This is a genomic window from Staphylococcus massiliensis CCUG 55927 (genome assembly GCF_000298075.1).
GTDB classification, from domain to species: Bacteria; Bacillota; Bacilli; order Staphylococcales; family Staphylococcaceae; genus Staphylococcus; species Staphylococcus massiliensis.
In genome coordinates this window covers 967,303-983,335 of sequence record NZ_JH815593.1, presented here as the reverse complement: position 1 = coordinate 983,335, position 16,033 = coordinate 967,303, and the positions used below count along the sequence as shown (strand labels likewise).

General features: G+C 33.2%; 14 protein-coding genes and 1 pseudogene. 10 read left to right on the top strand and 5 right to left on the bottom strand.

Going from position 1 to position 16,033, the window contains the following annotated elements:
- The first annotated feature begins 115 nt into the window (after positions 1-115).
- The 5 genes and pseudogenes from opp3b to A33S_RS0105000 all read left to right on the top strand — a co-directional run bounded on the left by opp3b (position 116) and on the right by A33S_RS0105000 (position 5,761).
- Complete coding sequence (opp3b, locus tag A33S_RS0105020) at positions 116-1,045, top strand: oligopeptide ABC transporter permease (protein ID WP_009383518.1); 930 nt, start codon at positions 116-118, stop codon at positions 1,043-1,045.
- Entirely contained in the window at positions 1,042-2,064 is a 1,023-nt protein-coding gene (opp3C, locus tag A33S_RS0105015; RefSeq protein WP_009383519.1) for an oligopeptide ABC transporter permease, read from the top strand. Before opp3b ends, opp3C begins: the two co-directional genes overlap by 4 nt.
- Before the next feature lie 18 nt (positions 2,065-2,082).
- Positions 2,083-3,132: pseudogene (locus A33S_RS11625) on the top strand (ABC transporter ATP-binding protein).
- A 16-nt stretch (positions 3,133-3,148) separates the two neighbouring features.
- Complete coding sequence (locus A33S_RS0105005; RefSeq protein WP_009383522.1) at positions 3,149-4,081, top strand: ABC transporter ATP-binding protein; 933 nt, start codon at positions 3,149-3,151, stop codon at positions 4,079-4,081.
- A gap of 57 nt (positions 4,082-4,138) precedes the next feature.
- The gene (locus A33S_RS0105000) at positions 4,139-5,761 is read left to right on the top strand and encodes a peptide ABC transporter substrate-binding protein (RefSeq protein WP_009383523.1); all 1,623 of its coding nucleotides are present in this window, start codon (positions 4,139-4,141) and stop codon (positions 5,759-5,761) included.
- A 99-nt stretch (positions 5,762-5,860) separates the two neighbouring features.
- Here A33S_RS0105000 and trpS read toward each other — a convergent pair whose 3' ends face one another.
- Positions 5,861-6,856, bottom strand: coding sequence for a tryptophan--tRNA ligase (gene trpS, locus A33S_RS0104995; protein ID WP_009383524.1), 996 nt, complete (start codon positions 6,854-6,856; stop codon positions 5,861-5,863).
- 319 nt (positions 6,857-7,175) lie between these two features.
- Between trpS and spxA the strand changes: the two genes are divergently transcribed.
- From spxA to pepF, 4 genes are all read left to right on the top strand, one after another.
- Entirely contained in the window at positions 7,176-7,571 is a 396-nt protein-coding gene (gene spxA / locus A33S_RS0104990) for a transcriptional regulator SpxA (RefSeq protein ID WP_009383526.1), read from the top strand.
- A 283-nt stretch (positions 7,572-7,854) separates the two neighbouring features.
- The gene (gene mecA, locus A33S_RS0104985; protein ID WP_009383528.1) at positions 7,855-8,562 is read left to right on the top strand and encodes an adaptor protein MecA; all 708 of its coding nucleotides are present in this window, start codon (positions 7,855-7,857) and stop codon (positions 8,560-8,562) included.
- A 113-nt stretch (positions 8,563-8,675) separates the two neighbouring features.
- Positions 8,676-9,656 carry a competence protein CoiA gene (locus tag A33S_RS0104980; RefSeq protein ID WP_009383530.1) on the top strand — a complete coding sequence of 327 codons (981 nt, stop codon included), beginning with the start codon at positions 8,676-8,678 and terminating at the stop codon, positions 9,654-9,656.
- Positions 9,657-9,695: 39 nt separating this feature from the next.
- Positions 9,696-11,510, top strand: a complete 1,815-nt coding sequence (pepF, locus tag A33S_RS0104975) for an oligoendopeptidase F (RefSeq protein ID WP_017176621.1) — start codon at positions 9,696-9,698, stop codon at positions 11,508-11,510.
- A 351-nt stretch (positions 11,511-11,861) separates the two neighbouring features.
- Here the strand turns inward: pepF and A33S_RS0104970 are convergent, their stop codons facing one another.
- The gene (locus A33S_RS0104970) at positions 11,862-12,404 is read right to left on the bottom strand and encodes a TetR family transcriptional regulator (protein ID WP_009383533.1); all 543 of its coding nucleotides are present in this window, start codon (positions 12,402-12,404) and stop codon (positions 11,862-11,864) included.
- A 169-nt stretch (positions 12,405-12,573) separates the two neighbouring features.
- On the opposite strand from A33S_RS0104970, the gene A33S_RS0104965 reads away from it, so the two are divergent.
- Positions 12,574-13,497 carry an alpha/beta hydrolase gene (locus A33S_RS0104965; RefSeq protein WP_009383535.1) on the top strand — a complete coding sequence of 308 codons (924 nt, stop codon included), beginning with the start codon at positions 12,574-12,576 and terminating at the stop codon, positions 13,495-13,497.
- A 542-nt stretch (positions 13,498-14,039) separates the two neighbouring features.
- Here the strand turns inward: A33S_RS0104965 and yjbH are convergent.
- The 3 genes from yjbH to A33S_RS0104950 all read right to left on the bottom strand — a co-directional run bounded on the left by yjbH (position 14,040) and on the right by A33S_RS0104950 (position 15,889).
- Positions 14,040-14,828 carry a protease adaptor protein YjbH gene (yjbH, locus tag A33S_RS0104960; protein ID WP_009383536.1) on the bottom strand — a complete coding sequence of 263 codons (789 nt, stop codon included), beginning with the start codon at positions 14,826-14,828 and terminating at the stop codon, positions 14,040-14,042.
- 17 nt (positions 14,829-14,845) lie between these two features.
- The gene (locus A33S_RS0104955; protein WP_009383538.1) at positions 14,846-15,217 is read right to left on the bottom strand and encodes a truncated hemoglobin YjbI; all 372 of its coding nucleotides are present in this window, start codon (positions 15,215-15,217) and stop codon (positions 14,846-14,848) included.
- Between the two features lie 90 nt (positions 15,218-15,307).
- A complete protein-coding gene (locus tag A33S_RS0104950; protein ID WP_009383540.1) occupies positions 15,308-15,889 on the bottom strand; it encodes a CYTH domain-containing protein in 582 nt (193 codons plus the stop codon).
- Positions 15,890-16,033: the final 144 nt, after the last annotated feature.

Genomic DNA, 16,033 nt, shown 5'->3' with positions numbered 1-16,033 from the left:
ACAAATAAAATAAAACAATTGAATTATCGGTTAAATTATAAATATAGTTGTATCTAACTAAATATAGTTATATAATGTGTTAAACACAATAAAAGTTTAGGGGGAGGGAATTTTATTGATTAAATACTTAATCAAAAGGGTTATTTATATGTTTATTACTTTATTTGTAACTATGACTATCACTTTTTTTCTAATGAAATTAATGCCAGGGTCGCCCTTTAATGACGAAAAGTTAAGTGAAACTCAAAAAGCAATAGTTAGTGAAAAGTATGGTTTAAATGAGTCTTTGCCGAATCAGTATTTTATATATTTAAAGAACTTAACCCAAGGAGATTTTGGAGTCTCATTCCAATATGATAACCGAGAGGTATGGTCTCTAATTGAGCCTAGGTTAATACCATCTTTCGAAATTGGAGCATACGCTATGATATTCGGTGTTATCACAGGGATAATATTAGGTGTTATTTCAGCGATTCGAAAGAATAGTTATATTGATTATTCATCTACAGTTATATCAGTTATAGCCATTTCAGTTCCATCGTTTGTTTTAGCTGTAATGTTACAATATTTTCTTGCAGTAAAGTATCAAATATTCCCCGTGGGAGGTTGGCATGGTTTATCTTCAGCAGTATTACCTACATTAGCTCTAGGTTTAAGTGTCACAGCCACGGTAGCGAGATATATACGATCAGAAATGATTGAAGTTTTAAGTTCAGATTACATATTATTAGTTAAATCTAAAGGGTTACCGATGCGTAACTTAATTTTTAAACACGCGTTAAGAAATACATTAATACCACTTATTACTATTATAATCCCAATGTTAGCTAGCATTTTAACCGGGACCTTAACGATAGAAAATATATTTGCGATTCCAGGTTTAGGAGATCAATTCGTTAGATCAATTCAAACGAATGACTATCCTGTGATAATGGCTTTAACATTACTTTTTAGTTTCTTATTTATTGTATCCATTTTTTTAGTAGATATTTTATATGGTCTAATTGATCCAAGAATAAGAACGCAAGGTGGTAGAAATGAATGACAAAAGAAAACTTAAATAAACAAATTAATTCTATAGATTCACCATTTGAGTATGCTAAATTGGGACAAGTATTAGAAGAAAATAAAAGAGAGCAATTCTCTTTTATAAAAAATTTATGGTTACGCACTAGTAAAAATAGGATGTCAATTGTTGGTTTAGTAGGCTTAATTGTATTACTAATGTTTGCAGTAATAGCACCTACTTTGAGTCAATATAAGTATGATGAACAACACGTACATAAAGTAAACTTGCCTCCTAAAATTCAACTACTTGAATCGATAGAGATTCTACCGTTTGATGGTAAGGACAAAAATGGAAGGGACCTCTACAAGGAGAAAAATGTCAGTGAATATCATTGGTTCGGAACCGATCAATTAGGTAGAGATATATGGGCTAGAACATGGAAAGGTACGCAAATTTCTATTTTTATAGGAATCGTCGCTGCTATACTTGATATTTTTATTGGTGTTGTTTACGGTGCTATATCGGGTTTTATCGGTGGTAGAGTAGACGACATATTACAAAGAATAATTGAAATTCTAAGTTCTATCCCTAGCTTAATAATTTTAATATTATTTGTTTTAATATTTGAACCATCTTTATGGACTATCATTTTAGCGATGACTGTAACGGGGTGGATAAGTATGAGTCGAGTAGTCAGAGGACAGTTCTTAAAAATTAAGAATGAAGAATTTGTACTGGCTGCAAGAACTTTAGGTGTGTCGAATTGGAGTATAATTTTCAAGCATATTTTACCTAATACTACCGGGGCGATAATTGTAACCTCTATGTTCACGGTACCACATGCTATTTTCTTTGAAGCTTTTCTAAGCTTTATTGGATTAGGTATTCCAGCTCCACAAGCGTCATTAGGTTCTTTAGTAAACCATGGCAGAAAGTTTTTATTAATTTATCCACATCAATTATTCATACCGGCAATAGTTCTAAGCTTATTAATTCTATTTTTCTATTTGTTTAGTGATGGAATTAGAGATGCCTTTGATCCGAAATCAAATTAAATAGGTGGGTGGATTTAATTGGAGAAATATTTATTAGAAGTAAAAAAACTTAACGTAAAATTTAACCTTGATAATGGTGTAGTTCATGCTGTTAGAGATGTTTCTTTTAACTTAAAAGAAGGTGAAGTACTAGCTATTGTGGGAGAATCAGGTTCAGGGAAATCAGTTCTAACTAAGTCGTTAACTAATCTATTACCTCCTAAAATAACTGAAATAACGAGTGAATATTCAAGGCTCAATGGTAAGGACTTAGCTAAATTAAATTCAAGGGAAATGCAAGAAATTCGAGGAAATGAAATTAGCATGATATTTCAAGACCCTATGACTTCGCTAAATCCTACTATGAAAGTAGGTAAGCAAATTATGGAACAACTCGTAATAAAGAAAAAGATGTCTAAATTTTTAGCGAAAGAAAAAACGATTAAAATGTTAGAAGTGGTTGGTATTCCTAATGCTAGTAGGCGATTTAATTATTATCCCCATCAGTTTTCTGGAGGTCAGCGTCAAAGAATTGTTGTGGCTATGTCTCTAATTTTAGAACCTAAGATAATAATTGCTGACGAACCAACTACGGCTTTAGATGTTTCGGTTCAAGCACAGGTATTAGAGTTATTTAAAAAATTAAAACAAGAATTTAAAACTTCAATTATCTTCATAACACATGATTTGGGAGTAGTAGCTAACATAGCTGATAGAGTAGCTGTAATGTATGCAGGTGAAATAATTGAAAGAGGTACGGTTGATGAAATATTTTATAATTCTAAACATCCGTATACATAGGGACTAATTGGATCGATGCCTAGTTTAGATACTAGTAAAGAAGTAAAATTATCATCTATACCTGGATCACCCCCTGACTTGATGTTTCCACCTAAAGGTGATGCGTTTGCATTACGTAGCGAATACGCTTTAAAAATTGATTTAGAATTACCACCACCTACTTATAGATTTTCTGAAACTCATAGTGTTAAGTCTTGGTTATATCATGAGGATGCGCCTAAAGCAGAACCACCAAAGATTATTAAAGATCTATCAAAATACTTTGATAAGACATCAAGTAATTCTTAAGAAGGGGGACGATTAATTGGTAAACAATGTATTAGAAATTAAAGGTCTTTCGAAAATCTTTAATAAGAATAAATCCACTGAAGTGAAAGCTGTAAACGATGTAAGTTTTACAATAAAAAAAGGTGAAACTTTTGGATTAGTTGGGGAATCAGGGTGTGGTAAGTCAACTTTAGGAAGAACAATTATTAATTTATACTCTCCCACGGATGGAGAGATAATAATTGATGGTCAAAATATCCTTGAGCTAAGTAAGTCTAAAAGAAAAACTTTTTTAAATAATAAGGTTCAAATGATCTTTCAAGATCCCTATGCCTCTCTAAATCCTAGGTTTAAGGTCATGGATATTATTAGCGAAGGGATTAAAGTACAAAAGAAATTAAAATCTAAAGAGGAGATTAGGAACAAAGTTTATGAACTTCTTGAATTAGTTGGTTTAAGTGCAGAGAACGCTAATAGATTCCCGCATGAGTTTTCAGGCGGACAAAGACAAAGAATAGGAATAGCAAGAGCACTAGCTGTCGAACCTGAAATCATTATAGCTGATGAACCAATATCGGCATTGGATGTATCTATTCAAGCTCAAATAGTTAATTTATTACTTGAGATACAACGGAAAAAAGGATTAACTATTTTATTTATAGCTCATGACTTAGCGATGGTCAGATACATTTCAGATACTATTGGTGTAATGTATAAAGGTAAAATAGTTGAAATTGGTGAGGCTGATAATATTTATAAGAAGCCCTTACACCCATACACTCAGTCACTATTATCTGCAATTCCAATAGCACATCCTCAAATTGAAAGAAATAGAAAGAGGTTTAGTTATGACGCTAATATTGATGGGTTCAAAAATGAAGAGAATCTTTCTCTAAATTATATTTCTCTAAACCATTCTGTATTGTGTACAGAGGAAAAAGCTCGTAATTTACAACAAAAGTTTTCTTAATATTCAGATATTAAATTAAATTTAATATATATCCTATAACGAAATGAGGTCAAAATTATGGCGAAGAAAAGAAAATTATTTTCAATGCTGTTAGCATCTACTTTAGTTTTAAGTGCTTGTAGTGGAAGTGGGGGATCTAAAAGTTCAGGAAATGAATTAAAGCTTATGGAATCTGCTGATATACCAACGATGGATCCATCTTTAGCTACAGATGCCGTATCATTTACTCAGTTTAATCAAGTTTACGAAGGTCTTTATGTATTTGATAAAGATAACAAACCAGTACCTGGGGTTGCTAAAGGCGAACCTAAAAAGTCCAAAGATGGTAAAACGTGGACTATAGAATTACGTGATGATGCTAAATGGGCTAATGGAGACCCAGTAACTGCAGATGACTTTGTATTCTCATGGAGACGAACAGTTAACCCTGAAACAGCAGCTGAATACGCTTATATGTTCGAAAATATTAAAAATGCTTCTCAAATTACAGAAAGAAAATTAAAGCCTGAAGAATTAGGGGTTAAAGCTAAAGACAAACATACTCTAGTAATTGAATTAGAGAAAGATTTACCTTATATGCAATCTTTATTAGCTTTTGGTAGCTTTTTACCTGAAAATGAGAAGTTCGTTAAAGAGCACGGTAAGAAGTTTGGTACTACAGCCAAGGCTACATTAGCGAATGGTCCTTTTAAACTTGAAAATTGGAAAAATGAAGACTCATGGGAACTTGTAAAAAATGACAAGTACCATGATAAAGATAAAGTAAAATTGGATAAAGTTAAATACAAAGTGGTTAAAGAAGCACAAACAGGTTTAAATATGTTTGAAACAGGTGATGTAGATGTTGTACGCAGTATTCCACCTGAGTCGATTGATAAGTATAAAGATCATGAAGCATATAAAACACTTGCTGAACCAACAGTATTTTTCTTAAGAATTAACCAAACTAAGAATAAAGATTTAGCCAATAAAAACCTTCGCTTAGCAATATCTAAAGCTATAGATAAAGATACTTTTGTAAAGACGAACTTAAATAATGGTTCAAAAGCTACTGATATTTTAACAGCAAAAGACTTTATTAAGATGGAAAATGGCAAAGACTACACAGACGGTGTTAAATCAGAAGTTAATTTTGATGTTAAAGAAGCTCAAAAATATTACGAAGCTGCTAAGAAAGAATTAGGTAAAGATAAATTTGAAATTGAGTTTTTAACTTACGATAAAGATACATCTATTACAGACGCTGAATTTATCAAGGGTCAAATTGAGAAGAATTTACCAGGCGTTAAATTTAAGATTAAGCAACTTCCTTTCAAACAGAAATTAAAGGTTGAAACTGATAAAGACTATGATATATCTTATGCAGGTTGGGGTCCTGACTATCCAGACCCAACAACTTATATTAGCTTATTTACAACAAATAATCCGCACAACCAAACTGGATATTCAAACCCTGATTACGATCAAGCATTAAAAGAAGCTGACTCAGATAAGATGTTAAAAGATCCTCAAAAACGTTATGAATTACTTCAAAAATCTGAAAGTAGCTTGCTTGAAGATGGTGTTATTGTCCCTATGTATCAAAGAGGTTTAGCTCAGTTAATTAAAAAAGACATTAAAAATTGGACTCCTCTTAAATTAAGTGGAGATTACGCACTTAAAGAAGTAGAAGTAAAATAATGCATAAAGCCTGCTAACTTAGTTAGCAGGCTTTATTGATATTCGAAAATCAATGTATTAAAAATATACATTTAAAATCGTTGAATAAGAGGATAACTTTTATCGCTTTCTCTTACGACCTAATCCCATTGCACGTTCCATCTTAGTTAACGTTTTATTAGCAACAAATTGCGCTTTATCGCGACCATTATCTAAGATTTCATCAAGTTCTTCTGATTCATAGAATTGATTATATTTCTCTTGGAAATCCGTTAAGAATTGCTCAACAATCTCTGCTAAATCACCTTTAAATTGACCATAGCCTGAATCCGCATATTTCGCTTCTAAAGCTTCAATAGTTTCATCAGTTAAACTAGAATAGATTGTTAATAAGTTAGAAATACCTGGCTTGTTTTCTTTATCAAATTTAATGATGCCGTCAGAATCAGTCACGGCACTTCTAATTTTCTTAGCCGCTAATCTAGGTTCATCAAGTAATGAGATAAAGTTCTTTTGATTATCATCACTTTTACTCATTTTGCGCGTAGGATCTTGAAGACTCATCACGCGGCCGCCAACTTTAGGCATTTTAACTTCAGGTTTAGTTAAGATATCATTATATCTTGAATTGAAACGTTCAACTAAGTTACGTGTTAATTCCATATGTTGCTTTTGGTCTTCACCAACTGGCACAATGTTTGTGTTATATAAGACAATGTCTGCTGCCATTAGTGGTGGATATGTTAAAAGCCCTGCAGGTATACCATCGTTTTGTTTAGAGGCTTTATCTTTGAATTGAGTCATACGTTCAAGTTCACCAATAGACGAAATCGTAGTTAACATCCAACCAGCTTGAGCATGAGCAGGTACTTCTGATTGAATAAATAAAGTAACCTTATCTGGATTTAAACCAGAAGCAAGATATATAGCTGCTAGTTGTCTTGTTTGTTTACGTAGTTTTAAGCGATCTTGTGGTACTGTAATAGCATGTTGGTCAACGATACAAAAATAGCAATCGTATTCATCTTGAATATCAGTAAACTGCTTTAAAGCACCAATATAATTACCAATCGTAGGAATACCACTTGGCTGAATGCCTGAAAATAATGTTTCCATTTAAATTACGCCTACTTTCTTTAGAATAGTTCATTTTCTATTGTAACAGTATTTCACTTAAATGTAAGGTATGATATAATTTAATTGTATACGCGCACAAGGGATTGAGGTATCTTTTTATATTTACTGAAAAATCACTAAATTATCACGATATTCTCATTTAATTTTAATCTTTAGTGTATATAATAGCTTATGTAAAGTTAAAAGATTGAAAATTTAGTTAATACACGAACCTTTCGAGATTTTGACTACATAAGATTGAGTTTTTAACTAAGTAATTCAATGAATTTATTCATTAACTAATAGGAGAGTGAGATGTATGGTAACATTATTTACTTCACCAAGTTGCACATCTTGCCGTAAAGCGAAAGCATGGTTACAAGAACATGACATTCCGTATACGGAGCGTAATATTTTTTCTGAACATTTAACAATTGATGAAATTAAACAAATTTTAAAAATGACTGAAGATGGAACTGATGAAATTATTTCTACGCGTTCTAAAACTTATCAAAAATTAGACGTAGATATTGATGCATTACCACTTCAAGAATTATACACAATTATCCAAGATAACCCAGGACTTTTACGTCGTCCTATTATCTTAGACGAAAAACGCTTACAAGTTGGTTATAACGAAGACGAAATTCGTCGTTTCTTACCAAGAAAAGTTCGTACTTTCCAATTACAAGAAGCGCAACGCATGGTAGACTAAATTAAAAATCTGATTAAATAGTAATTTAATCCTTGAAATCGATCACATGACGGTATTTGACCTTAGACATAGGTCAAGTACCGTCTTTTTCTATAAATAATGGTATAATAAAGATATACATATCATGATTAAGGCATATGATGATTTGTCAGCAACTATGTATAATCCTTGCAAAATATGTTAGAATTATGATTTAAATACGAAGGAAACAAATAGATTGTAATTTTCTATTTGATTTAATACAATGTGGGTACTATTCATCGACTGTAAGGAGTGAGATGATATGAGAATAGAACGTATAGATGAAACAACGGTCAAGCTTTTTATAACTTATGGCGATATCGAGTCTAGAGGTTTCAAGCGTGAAGATTTATGGACGAACCGTAAGCGTGGCGAGGAATTCTTCTGGACAATGATGGAAGAAATTAATGAAGAAGAAGACTTCGTTGTTGAAGGTCCGTTATGGATTCAAGTTCATGCCTTTGAAAAGGGTGTTGAAGTAACTATTTCTAAATCTAAAAACGAAGATATTATGAACATGGCTGAAGATTCAACGAATGAACAGCTTGAGTATCAAGTTAATGAGTTACTTTCACAATCTATGGACTCTGAAGAACGTCTAGACAATATGTTCCAACAAGGTGAGCGTCAAGCGAACGAAGATCAAGCACAACAAACTAAAAAGAAACGTCCAGTTTCACGTGCTATTGTTGTGAAGTTCGATGATTTAGAATCAGTCATTAATTATGCGCATCATCATGACTTAAAAGTTGAAGCTTTTGAAGATTTATTATATATGATTGATAATACGTACTACTATTTCGTTCAATTCGATGATCGTGTAGACGAAGACGTTATTAATGACTTCTACGGTCAACTACTTGAATTCGCAAATCCTACTGACCGCTCTCAATATTATTTAGACGACTATGGTAAAATTATTATGAGTTATAACGTGACTGAACAAGTAAAGCGTTACTTTAAAGCTTAATATAGATAGGCTACATTTTAATCCCTTCAATGCATTTTTAGATGTGTTGAAGGGATTTTTTTTAAAAGCAATTTGGCAATAACGGGCGTATATATGTATGAAGGAGTAAAACAATGTTTGTAGCAAAAGATTCTAATGAAGTACTCATCCATGCAAGTCACGGTATTAAAAGCCATTCATATTTTTGTCCCTATTGCCATCATAAAGTTAAATTAAAGCAAGGTAGTCAGAAAGCCTGGCACTTTGCGCATGAAAGTTTAAAACTATGTAACCCAATTGAAACGATTGCGCATCAAGATTCAAAGTTAATTTTAGGTGACATGTGCCATAAAGCTAATTTGTCGTATCAAATCGAACCATACTTAAAGCCGATAAATCGTTATCCAGACTTACTGATTGAAAGCCATACTGTCCTCGAAGTGCAATATTCCAAGGTCCCAATTTCCACGATTCAAGAACGTACGCGTGATTATCATAAACTCGGTCTAAATGTGATTTGGTTAATAAAACTTTGTAACAAAAAGGGGCCTATTATCAATTTATCTACGTTTGAAAGTGCGTTTATTAATCCAAAATCTTTGAAATTATATGCATTCTCACTTGAAAGTCGTGAAATAATAGCCTACGAGCATCTTCAACACATCGGTGGTCGGAAGTTTATCGGTCATCGTCAAGCCGTTCCGTTGAAGCATATATTGAAGTCGGAAGAAACACCTCATTCAGATACCTATAAACTGAGTTCAAATGAAATATTAAACTTGATTAAGACGTGTAGGAGAAAGAACGACGTAAGGGAAGAGAATCTATCACTCATGTACCAAGCGCGTCTCAGTGACAAAGCAGTCGTTAAGCACTGTGGCTACATATTCCCAGAACAAATCTATATTAGAACGCACCCGGTGACCTGGCAATTATTTGTTTATAAATTACATCAAGAGGATCGCTTCGATATGTATGCTTTCATTAAATTCTTGAGGTTTCGTGATTTTTATATGAAAAGACCTAAAAAGGGCGAAATTGCGTCAAAACTCGCGCAAGCGTATTTAAACATGCTTAAACAGACACTCAAACGTGCAAATTCCTTAATTAAATGAGAAAATATATATAATCGAAATTTAAGGAGGTTTACTAGGATGAGTCAACAGTTAACTAGAGAAGAACAAGAACGTAAATATCCTGAGTATACATGGGATCTAACTACTATTTTTGAGAACGATGAGGCTTTTGAAGCGGCGTTCAAAGAAGTGGAAAATAAGTTAGGTGTGGAAGAAAAATTCAAAGGTCACTTAGGTGATAATGCTGAAACATTATTTGATGCACTTAACACGGAGAATGAGATCCAAAATGAACTCGAACAAGTTTATGTCTATGCACACTTAAAGCAAGACCAAGATACAAGCAATGATAAATACACAGGCTATGAAGCACGTGCGCATCAACTCATTATTAAATTTATTTCAAGTTGGAGTTTCATGGTGCCTGAATTACTACAAATTGATGAATCTAAGATTAATGAGTTTGTTGCTTCCCATGAAGGGTTACAACAATTTAAGTTCGACTTAGAACTCATTAACAAACAAAGACCACATGTGTTAGATGCAGACACAGAAAAATTATTAACAGAAGCACAAGATGCACTATCTACTGCCGGTAATGTCTTTAGTATGTTCGATAACGCAGATTTAACATTTGAGGATGCAGTTGATAAGGATGGCAATAAACATCCATTAACACAAGGTACATTTATCAAATATTTAGAATCTGACGACCGTGAATTAAGAGCATCTGCATTTAAAAATGTATATAAGGCTTATGGCTCTTATAATAATACGCTAAGTGCTACATTAGCTGGTGAAGTTAAGAAGCATGTGTTTAATGCACGTAGTCATCGCTATAAAACTGCGCGTGAAGAAGCGCTTAAGACAACCCATATTCCTGAAGAAGTTTATGATAATTTAATCAAGACGGTTCATGATAACCTTCATTTATTACACCGTTATACGAAACTACGCCAAGAGTTATTAGGCATCGACGACTTAAAAATGTATGACGTATATACACCATTAGTTAAAGATGTGAAATTCGAAATGCCTTATGAAGAGGCTAAAGATTGGATGCTAAAAGCACTTGAACCAATGGGCGAAGAATATATGGAAGCGGTAAAAGAAGGCGTAAATAATCGTTGGGTCGACGTTTATGAAAATAAAGGTAAACGTTCAGGCGGTTATTCTTCAGGTGTTCATAATACCAACCCATTTATATTATTAAATTGGTCAAACACAATTTCAGACTTATATACACTCGTTCATGAGTTTGGTCACTCTATTCATAGTTACTTCAGTCGTAAATATCAACCATCAAACTTAAGTGATTATACGATCTTCGTAGCCGAAGTAGCATCAACTTGTAATGAAGCGTTATTAAGTCATTATATGGACAAGCACTTAGACGACGACAAACGACTTTTACTTCTGAACCAAGAATTAGAGCGTTTCCGTGCTACATTATTCCGTCAAACAATGTTCGCAGAGTTCGAACATAAAATTCATACTATTGAAGAAAATGGTGAACCGTTAACTTCAGCGCGTTTAAATGAAGAATATGCGAAGTTAAACCGTTTATACTTCGGTGACGCAGTAGAAACGTGTGACGATATTAGTAAAGAATGGTCACGTATCCCACACTTCTATATGAATTATTATGTGTATCAATATGCGACGGGTTACAGTGCTGCACAAAGTTTAAGTAAGCAAATCCTTGAAGAAGGTGAACCTGCTGTAGAACGTTATATTAATGAATTTCTAAAAAAAGGTGGTTCAAATTATCCAATTGAACTTCTTAAAAATGCAGGGGTAGATATGACAACACCTCAACCAATTGAAGAAGCTTGTCAGGTATTTGAAGAGAAATTAGACGCTTTTGAAAAGCTTATGAAAGCAAACGGTTAATGTATCCGTTTTCATTATGACGAGTTTGTGACAAATTTCATTTAATTAAATTTTATGGTTGAAACCCTAATATCCACGTGATATATTATGAACATGAAATTAATCACATAACAAACATACCCCTTTGTTTGAAGTGAAAAATTTCTCCCATCCCCTTTGTTTAGCGTCGTGTATTCAGACACGACGTTTTTTTTATGTCTTATTTTAATAGAAGAAACTGGTCATTTAAAAATAGCAAAAACCTTAATTTACATGGCGCCAAGTAGTTCAGTTACGGCAAATTTACGCGTTTAAAGAGAATGAAGTTTAATGCTATATCCCTAAAATAATCGCAAATAATGAACATATGTACTATTTTAACTGATCAGAAAACATTTTTATTATAAATACCACTTGATCCTCAATATTTTCCTTCTGATTATTATCCTTTAAATAATTATTAATTAATTCAATTATGCCACTAGCTAAGAAATTAAGAAATAGTTGATAATCTAAATTTTTTGCTATTAAGTATTCTTCGTCAATATATTGATTAAGCTCGTTTACAATAAATTTTTGCAGTTGATGTTTGTATTTGCCAGAACATTGAATATTAAACAGTTGGTTAAAAAATGACTTGTTGTCTTTAAAATAATCAAACCAAACTACAGTTCCCTCTTTTAAACCTAACTCTTGTTTGGAAATACATATTTGTTCGAGTTCATCAAATTTACCCTTAACAATTGTATCTAATAAATCGTATTTATCTAAATAATGTAAATAGAATGTTTTACGACCTATCTGTGCATGTTCAGTTATGTCTTTAATCGTAGTTTTCTCAAATCCCTGAGTATTAAACAAATGCATAAAGCTTTCATTAATTAACTTTCTAGTTTTAACTATTCTTAAATCCATGTTAATTATCCCCCAATTCTATAACCCATCTTTTAAAGAGTGGGTATTAATTCTCAAATAAAACATCATAAGAATTGTTCCTATTAAAGTATTTGATAATATAAGATTATACACACAAGAGTATTATGTTTCTAGAGAGATTTAAAAATTAGAAGGGAGTATAAGTTTTATGATAGAGAATAATTTAAAATTTAAAACAAGAAATATTTATACTAAAGGTATACTAAGAATACCTGATAATGTTGAAGGGACGAAACTACCCACAATTGTTGTTGCTCACCCAATTAGTAGTGTGAAGGAACAAACGGCAAGTATATATGCTAAGCGGTTAACTGAAGAAGGGTTTGTAACTTTCGCTTTTGATGCAGGACATCAAGGTGAGCTTGCTGAAGAACCCGATTACTTAGAAAACCCTTATTATAGAGTTGAGGATATAAAGTTTGCAATTGATTATTTAAATACCCTTGATACGGTAGATAATGCTCGAATAGGAATATTAGGAATTTGCGGTGGTGGTGGCTACGCAGTTAACGCTAGTCTAACAGATAAACGTATTAAAGCTATAGGATCAGTAGTAGGAGCCGATTTTGGTGCTTTAACAAGAGAAGGTGATTTGTCGCCTAATGCAGCTTTAAACACGTTGCATTCGATTGCTAAACAACGTGAAGCTGAAGCAACGGGGGCAGATACAGCATATACAAAGTATATCCCTGATTCAGAAGAACAACGACAACAGGCGAAAGCTAATGATATAGATGTAGTGCAAGCTGTAGACTATTATCGTACTGAGCGCGGTAGTCATCCCAATGCTATAAATAGATTCCGTGTTACAAGTACGGGAGAAATTGCAGGGTTCGATGCGCTAAATTTAGCTGATCAATTATTAGATCAACCATTGTATATTGTGGCAGGTAATATTCCGGGTGCATTTGGTTCATACCGCTTTGCATATCAACTATTCGATAAAGCCTATACTAAAGATAAAAAACTTCACATTGTAGAAGGTGCTTCACATTACGACTTATACGATCAACCAAAACCTGTCAATGAAGCACTGTCAGGATTAATTCCTTTCTTTAAAGAAAAATTGTAATAAACTTTGACATTTATATATAGTCTTAAACATTAATGAAGGGTCTGAGATTAAAGTCACGAAATAAAGCATTTAAGCTTTAATTTATACAATTCTCAAAGCAGGCGCCCCCTAGGAGGGCCTAGCACAATTTAACTCACAAAGAAGCCTAAGCTTCTTTGTGAGTTCAACCAATGTATTAGAAATTCGGGTTGAGCTTTATACGCAAGCAAATTATCAAGCTATGCAAGCTAGGGCTTGAGCGTGGTACAAAGTAGCGATGATACTTTGTAAGTACAACTAACGTATTTAAATTCGAGTTGTTCTCACTAGGAAAGCGTGCTATTTAAGGGAATTGTAGTATTATGTCTCAGACCCTTAAATCTATAAGATTATAATTATTCGATTAACCTTACCTTTATCATTTAACAAGTACGTGCTCACATGTATTTAAAATATTCTCATAAGTATATATGTATGCGACAACCAAAACTTCCTCAACCCGCATAAAAAAAGACCGATAAACGTGTGTTTATCGATCAGCACCCCAATTATATAACGCATTAGTTCTTAGCTCTCCAGAAATAACCGTCTTCATATTGAATTTCTTCAACCTTTTGCTGAAGGGTAAGCTTCTTAAGTTCTTTCGTCATAACCTTCTCAGGCCATTCATAAATCGTAAGTAATTCTTCAAATGTTACTAAGTGTTGCTGTTGGATATAATCTTCTAATTTAGGTGGCAATTCTTTTTCGATTTGAGTACCCATTAATTCGTTAATAATATATGTGTAGATGTGGTAAGGGTACAACCCTTCAACTTTAAGCCCTTCTTCTTGAATATCTTCATTAAAGAATACTAATGAAGGTGATAGGTTGATATCCATTTCACGTGCGATGTGTAAGTCGACCTTTAAGCTTTCCGTTAAGTTACGGTTTCTAAGGTCGTCCATAAATACCTCGTGATCAAGACCTGCACATTCAATGCAATGGTCGACCATTTGTTCAGTTACAATATCACGCTTAGGAATAATCTCATTTTGAAGTAAATGGATGAAACGTTCTGCACGTACACGACCTTGAAGCTCTGCCGCTTTATAAACAAGTGCAACGTTGTCGTAATTAGACGTGCTCTGAGCTTGGCACTTCGTTAATACACGTAAAGAAGGATTGAGAATATGTCTAATTCTTATATATTTATGATATTCGATGCGTAATTTAGATAAGATTGCTGAAAGTTTGAAGCAATCCTTACTAAATGGATCAAAGAATGAATAGATTTCAATTTTACTCACAGGTGAAAGATTTGTATCTTCACGACGTGCTTCTGTTAACGCATTTAATTCTTCAGTCATGTCAATTTCACCTACAATTATATTTCAGAATTAACCATATGATTAGCTGTCATCTTTAATCTCTCGAATAAATAGTCACCCGTACCATGAGGAAATTCTGCTTCATGGATGGCTTGTTCCATGTTTTCTAACCATGCATCGCGTTCTCGTGGTGTAATTTTGAATGGTAAGTGTTTGTACTTGAGCATAGGATGCCCATGTTCTTCAGTGTATAGCTTTGGGCCACCGAGAAATTGTGTGAGAAACTGCTTTTGCTTTCTGCTCGTTTCTTTAAAGTCTCCAGGGAAAAGGTGATTGATGCGATCATCTTGTTCAACTAACATGTAGAAATGATCAATCATCTTATATAAAGCTTCTTTACCTATGATTTCATATGGTGTCTTTTGCATGTTATCACCGTATTCAATTTAATATATATACTAATATAACATGTATAATTTCATTTGGAAGTAATAAGACTTATGACCGATTGAAATGACCTATTTTAGGAGTGCTTTCTTGCGGTCGAAGAAACGTTTTACTTTGTTATCAGGTATTTCGTGCGTAATATCGAATGCTTTTAGTATCGCTTGAAAAGCCTCATAGCCTTTAACAGCATCAACCACTTCGTATTCAAGTTCGAAATCTTGTTGATCAAGATACGTACTTTGATCTAATACGATTAAGTTATCTTGATGGCGTGTTTCATAACGCTTTGTTTCGAGTGAACCTAGGACTTTTAAAGCAGACAAATCGATGTCATGCGCTTTAAGTTTGTTAGAGATATCTTTTGGCAACTGATCTTCAGAAATAGCTGCATCAATTTCCGGTTTCTCATCGACTCTAAAGTTAAATTCTGTTAAACCAACTTCTGCAGGTACTTTTAATGTCATTTCGTAATTACCGTTCTTTTCACGGATGCGAAGTGCTAATAACTGATTTAATAAATCTAAGTTCTCCGTATCGATATAATAGTTAACTTGTGTGAATGACGTTTCGTCTGAAAAGTAGGCCGCTAACAATTGGTTGTATTCGTCTTCATTTAAAAGCTGTTTATACTCGATTTCTTTTTCGATAGCCATCTTATCACTCCTTTACTTATATTATGACGTATTTGAATCTAAAAATTAAAGTATTACCTATCGAAAAGGGCTTTTCAAAGAAGGGGAAAGTGAATCAAAGCCTTGATAATACACAATTTACACGATGTCTTGAGACGGTGTTTG

What these genes read in the sequence shown, in the direction of transcription:
- opp3C (WP_009383519.1), top strand. Translation starts at nt 1,042, where the DNA reads ATGACAAAAGAAAACTTAAATAAACAAATTAATTCTATAGATTCACCA.
- A33S_RS0105000 (WP_009383523.1), top strand. Translation starts at nt 4,139, where the DNA reads ATGGCGAAGAAAAGAAAATTATTTTCAATGCTGTTAGCATCTACTTTA.
- trpS (WP_009383524.1), bottom strand. Translation starts at nt 6,856, where the DNA reads ATGGAAACATTATTTTCAGGCATTCAGCCAAGTGGTATTCCTACGATT.
- spxA (WP_009383526.1), top strand. Translation starts at nt 7,176, where the DNA reads ATGGTAACATTATTTACTTCACCAAGTTGCACATCTTGCCGTAAAGCG.
- mecA (WP_009383528.1), top strand. Translation starts at nt 7,855, where the DNA reads ATGAGAATAGAACGTATAGATGAAACAACGGTCAAGCTTTTTATAACT.
- A33S_RS0104980 (WP_009383530.1), top strand. Translation starts at nt 8,676, where the DNA reads ATGTTTGTAGCAAAAGATTCTAATGAAGTACTCATCCATGCAAGTCAC.
- pepF (WP_017176621.1), top strand. Translation starts at nt 9,696, where the DNA reads ATGAGTCAACAGTTAACTAGAGAAGAACAAGAACGTAAATATCCTGAG.
- A33S_RS0104970 (WP_009383533.1), bottom strand. Translation starts at nt 12,404, where the DNA reads ATGGATTTAAGAATAGTTAAAACTAGAAAGTTAATTAATGAAAGCTTT.
- A33S_RS0104965 (WP_009383535.1), top strand. Translation starts at nt 12,574, where the DNA reads ATGATAGAGAATAATTTAAAATTTAAAACAAGAAATATTTATACTAAA.
- yjbH (WP_009383536.1), bottom strand. Translation starts at nt 14,828, where the DNA reads ATGACTGAAGAATTAAATGCGTTAACAGAAGCACGTCGTGAAGATACA.
- A33S_RS0104955 (WP_009383538.1), bottom strand. Translation starts at nt 15,217, where the DNA reads ATGCAAAAGACACCATATGAAATCATAGGTAAAGAAGCTTTATATAAG.
- A33S_RS0104950 (WP_009383540.1), bottom strand. Translation starts at nt 15,889, where the DNA reads ATGGCTATCGAAAAAGAAATCGAGTATAAACAGCTTTTAAATGAAGAC.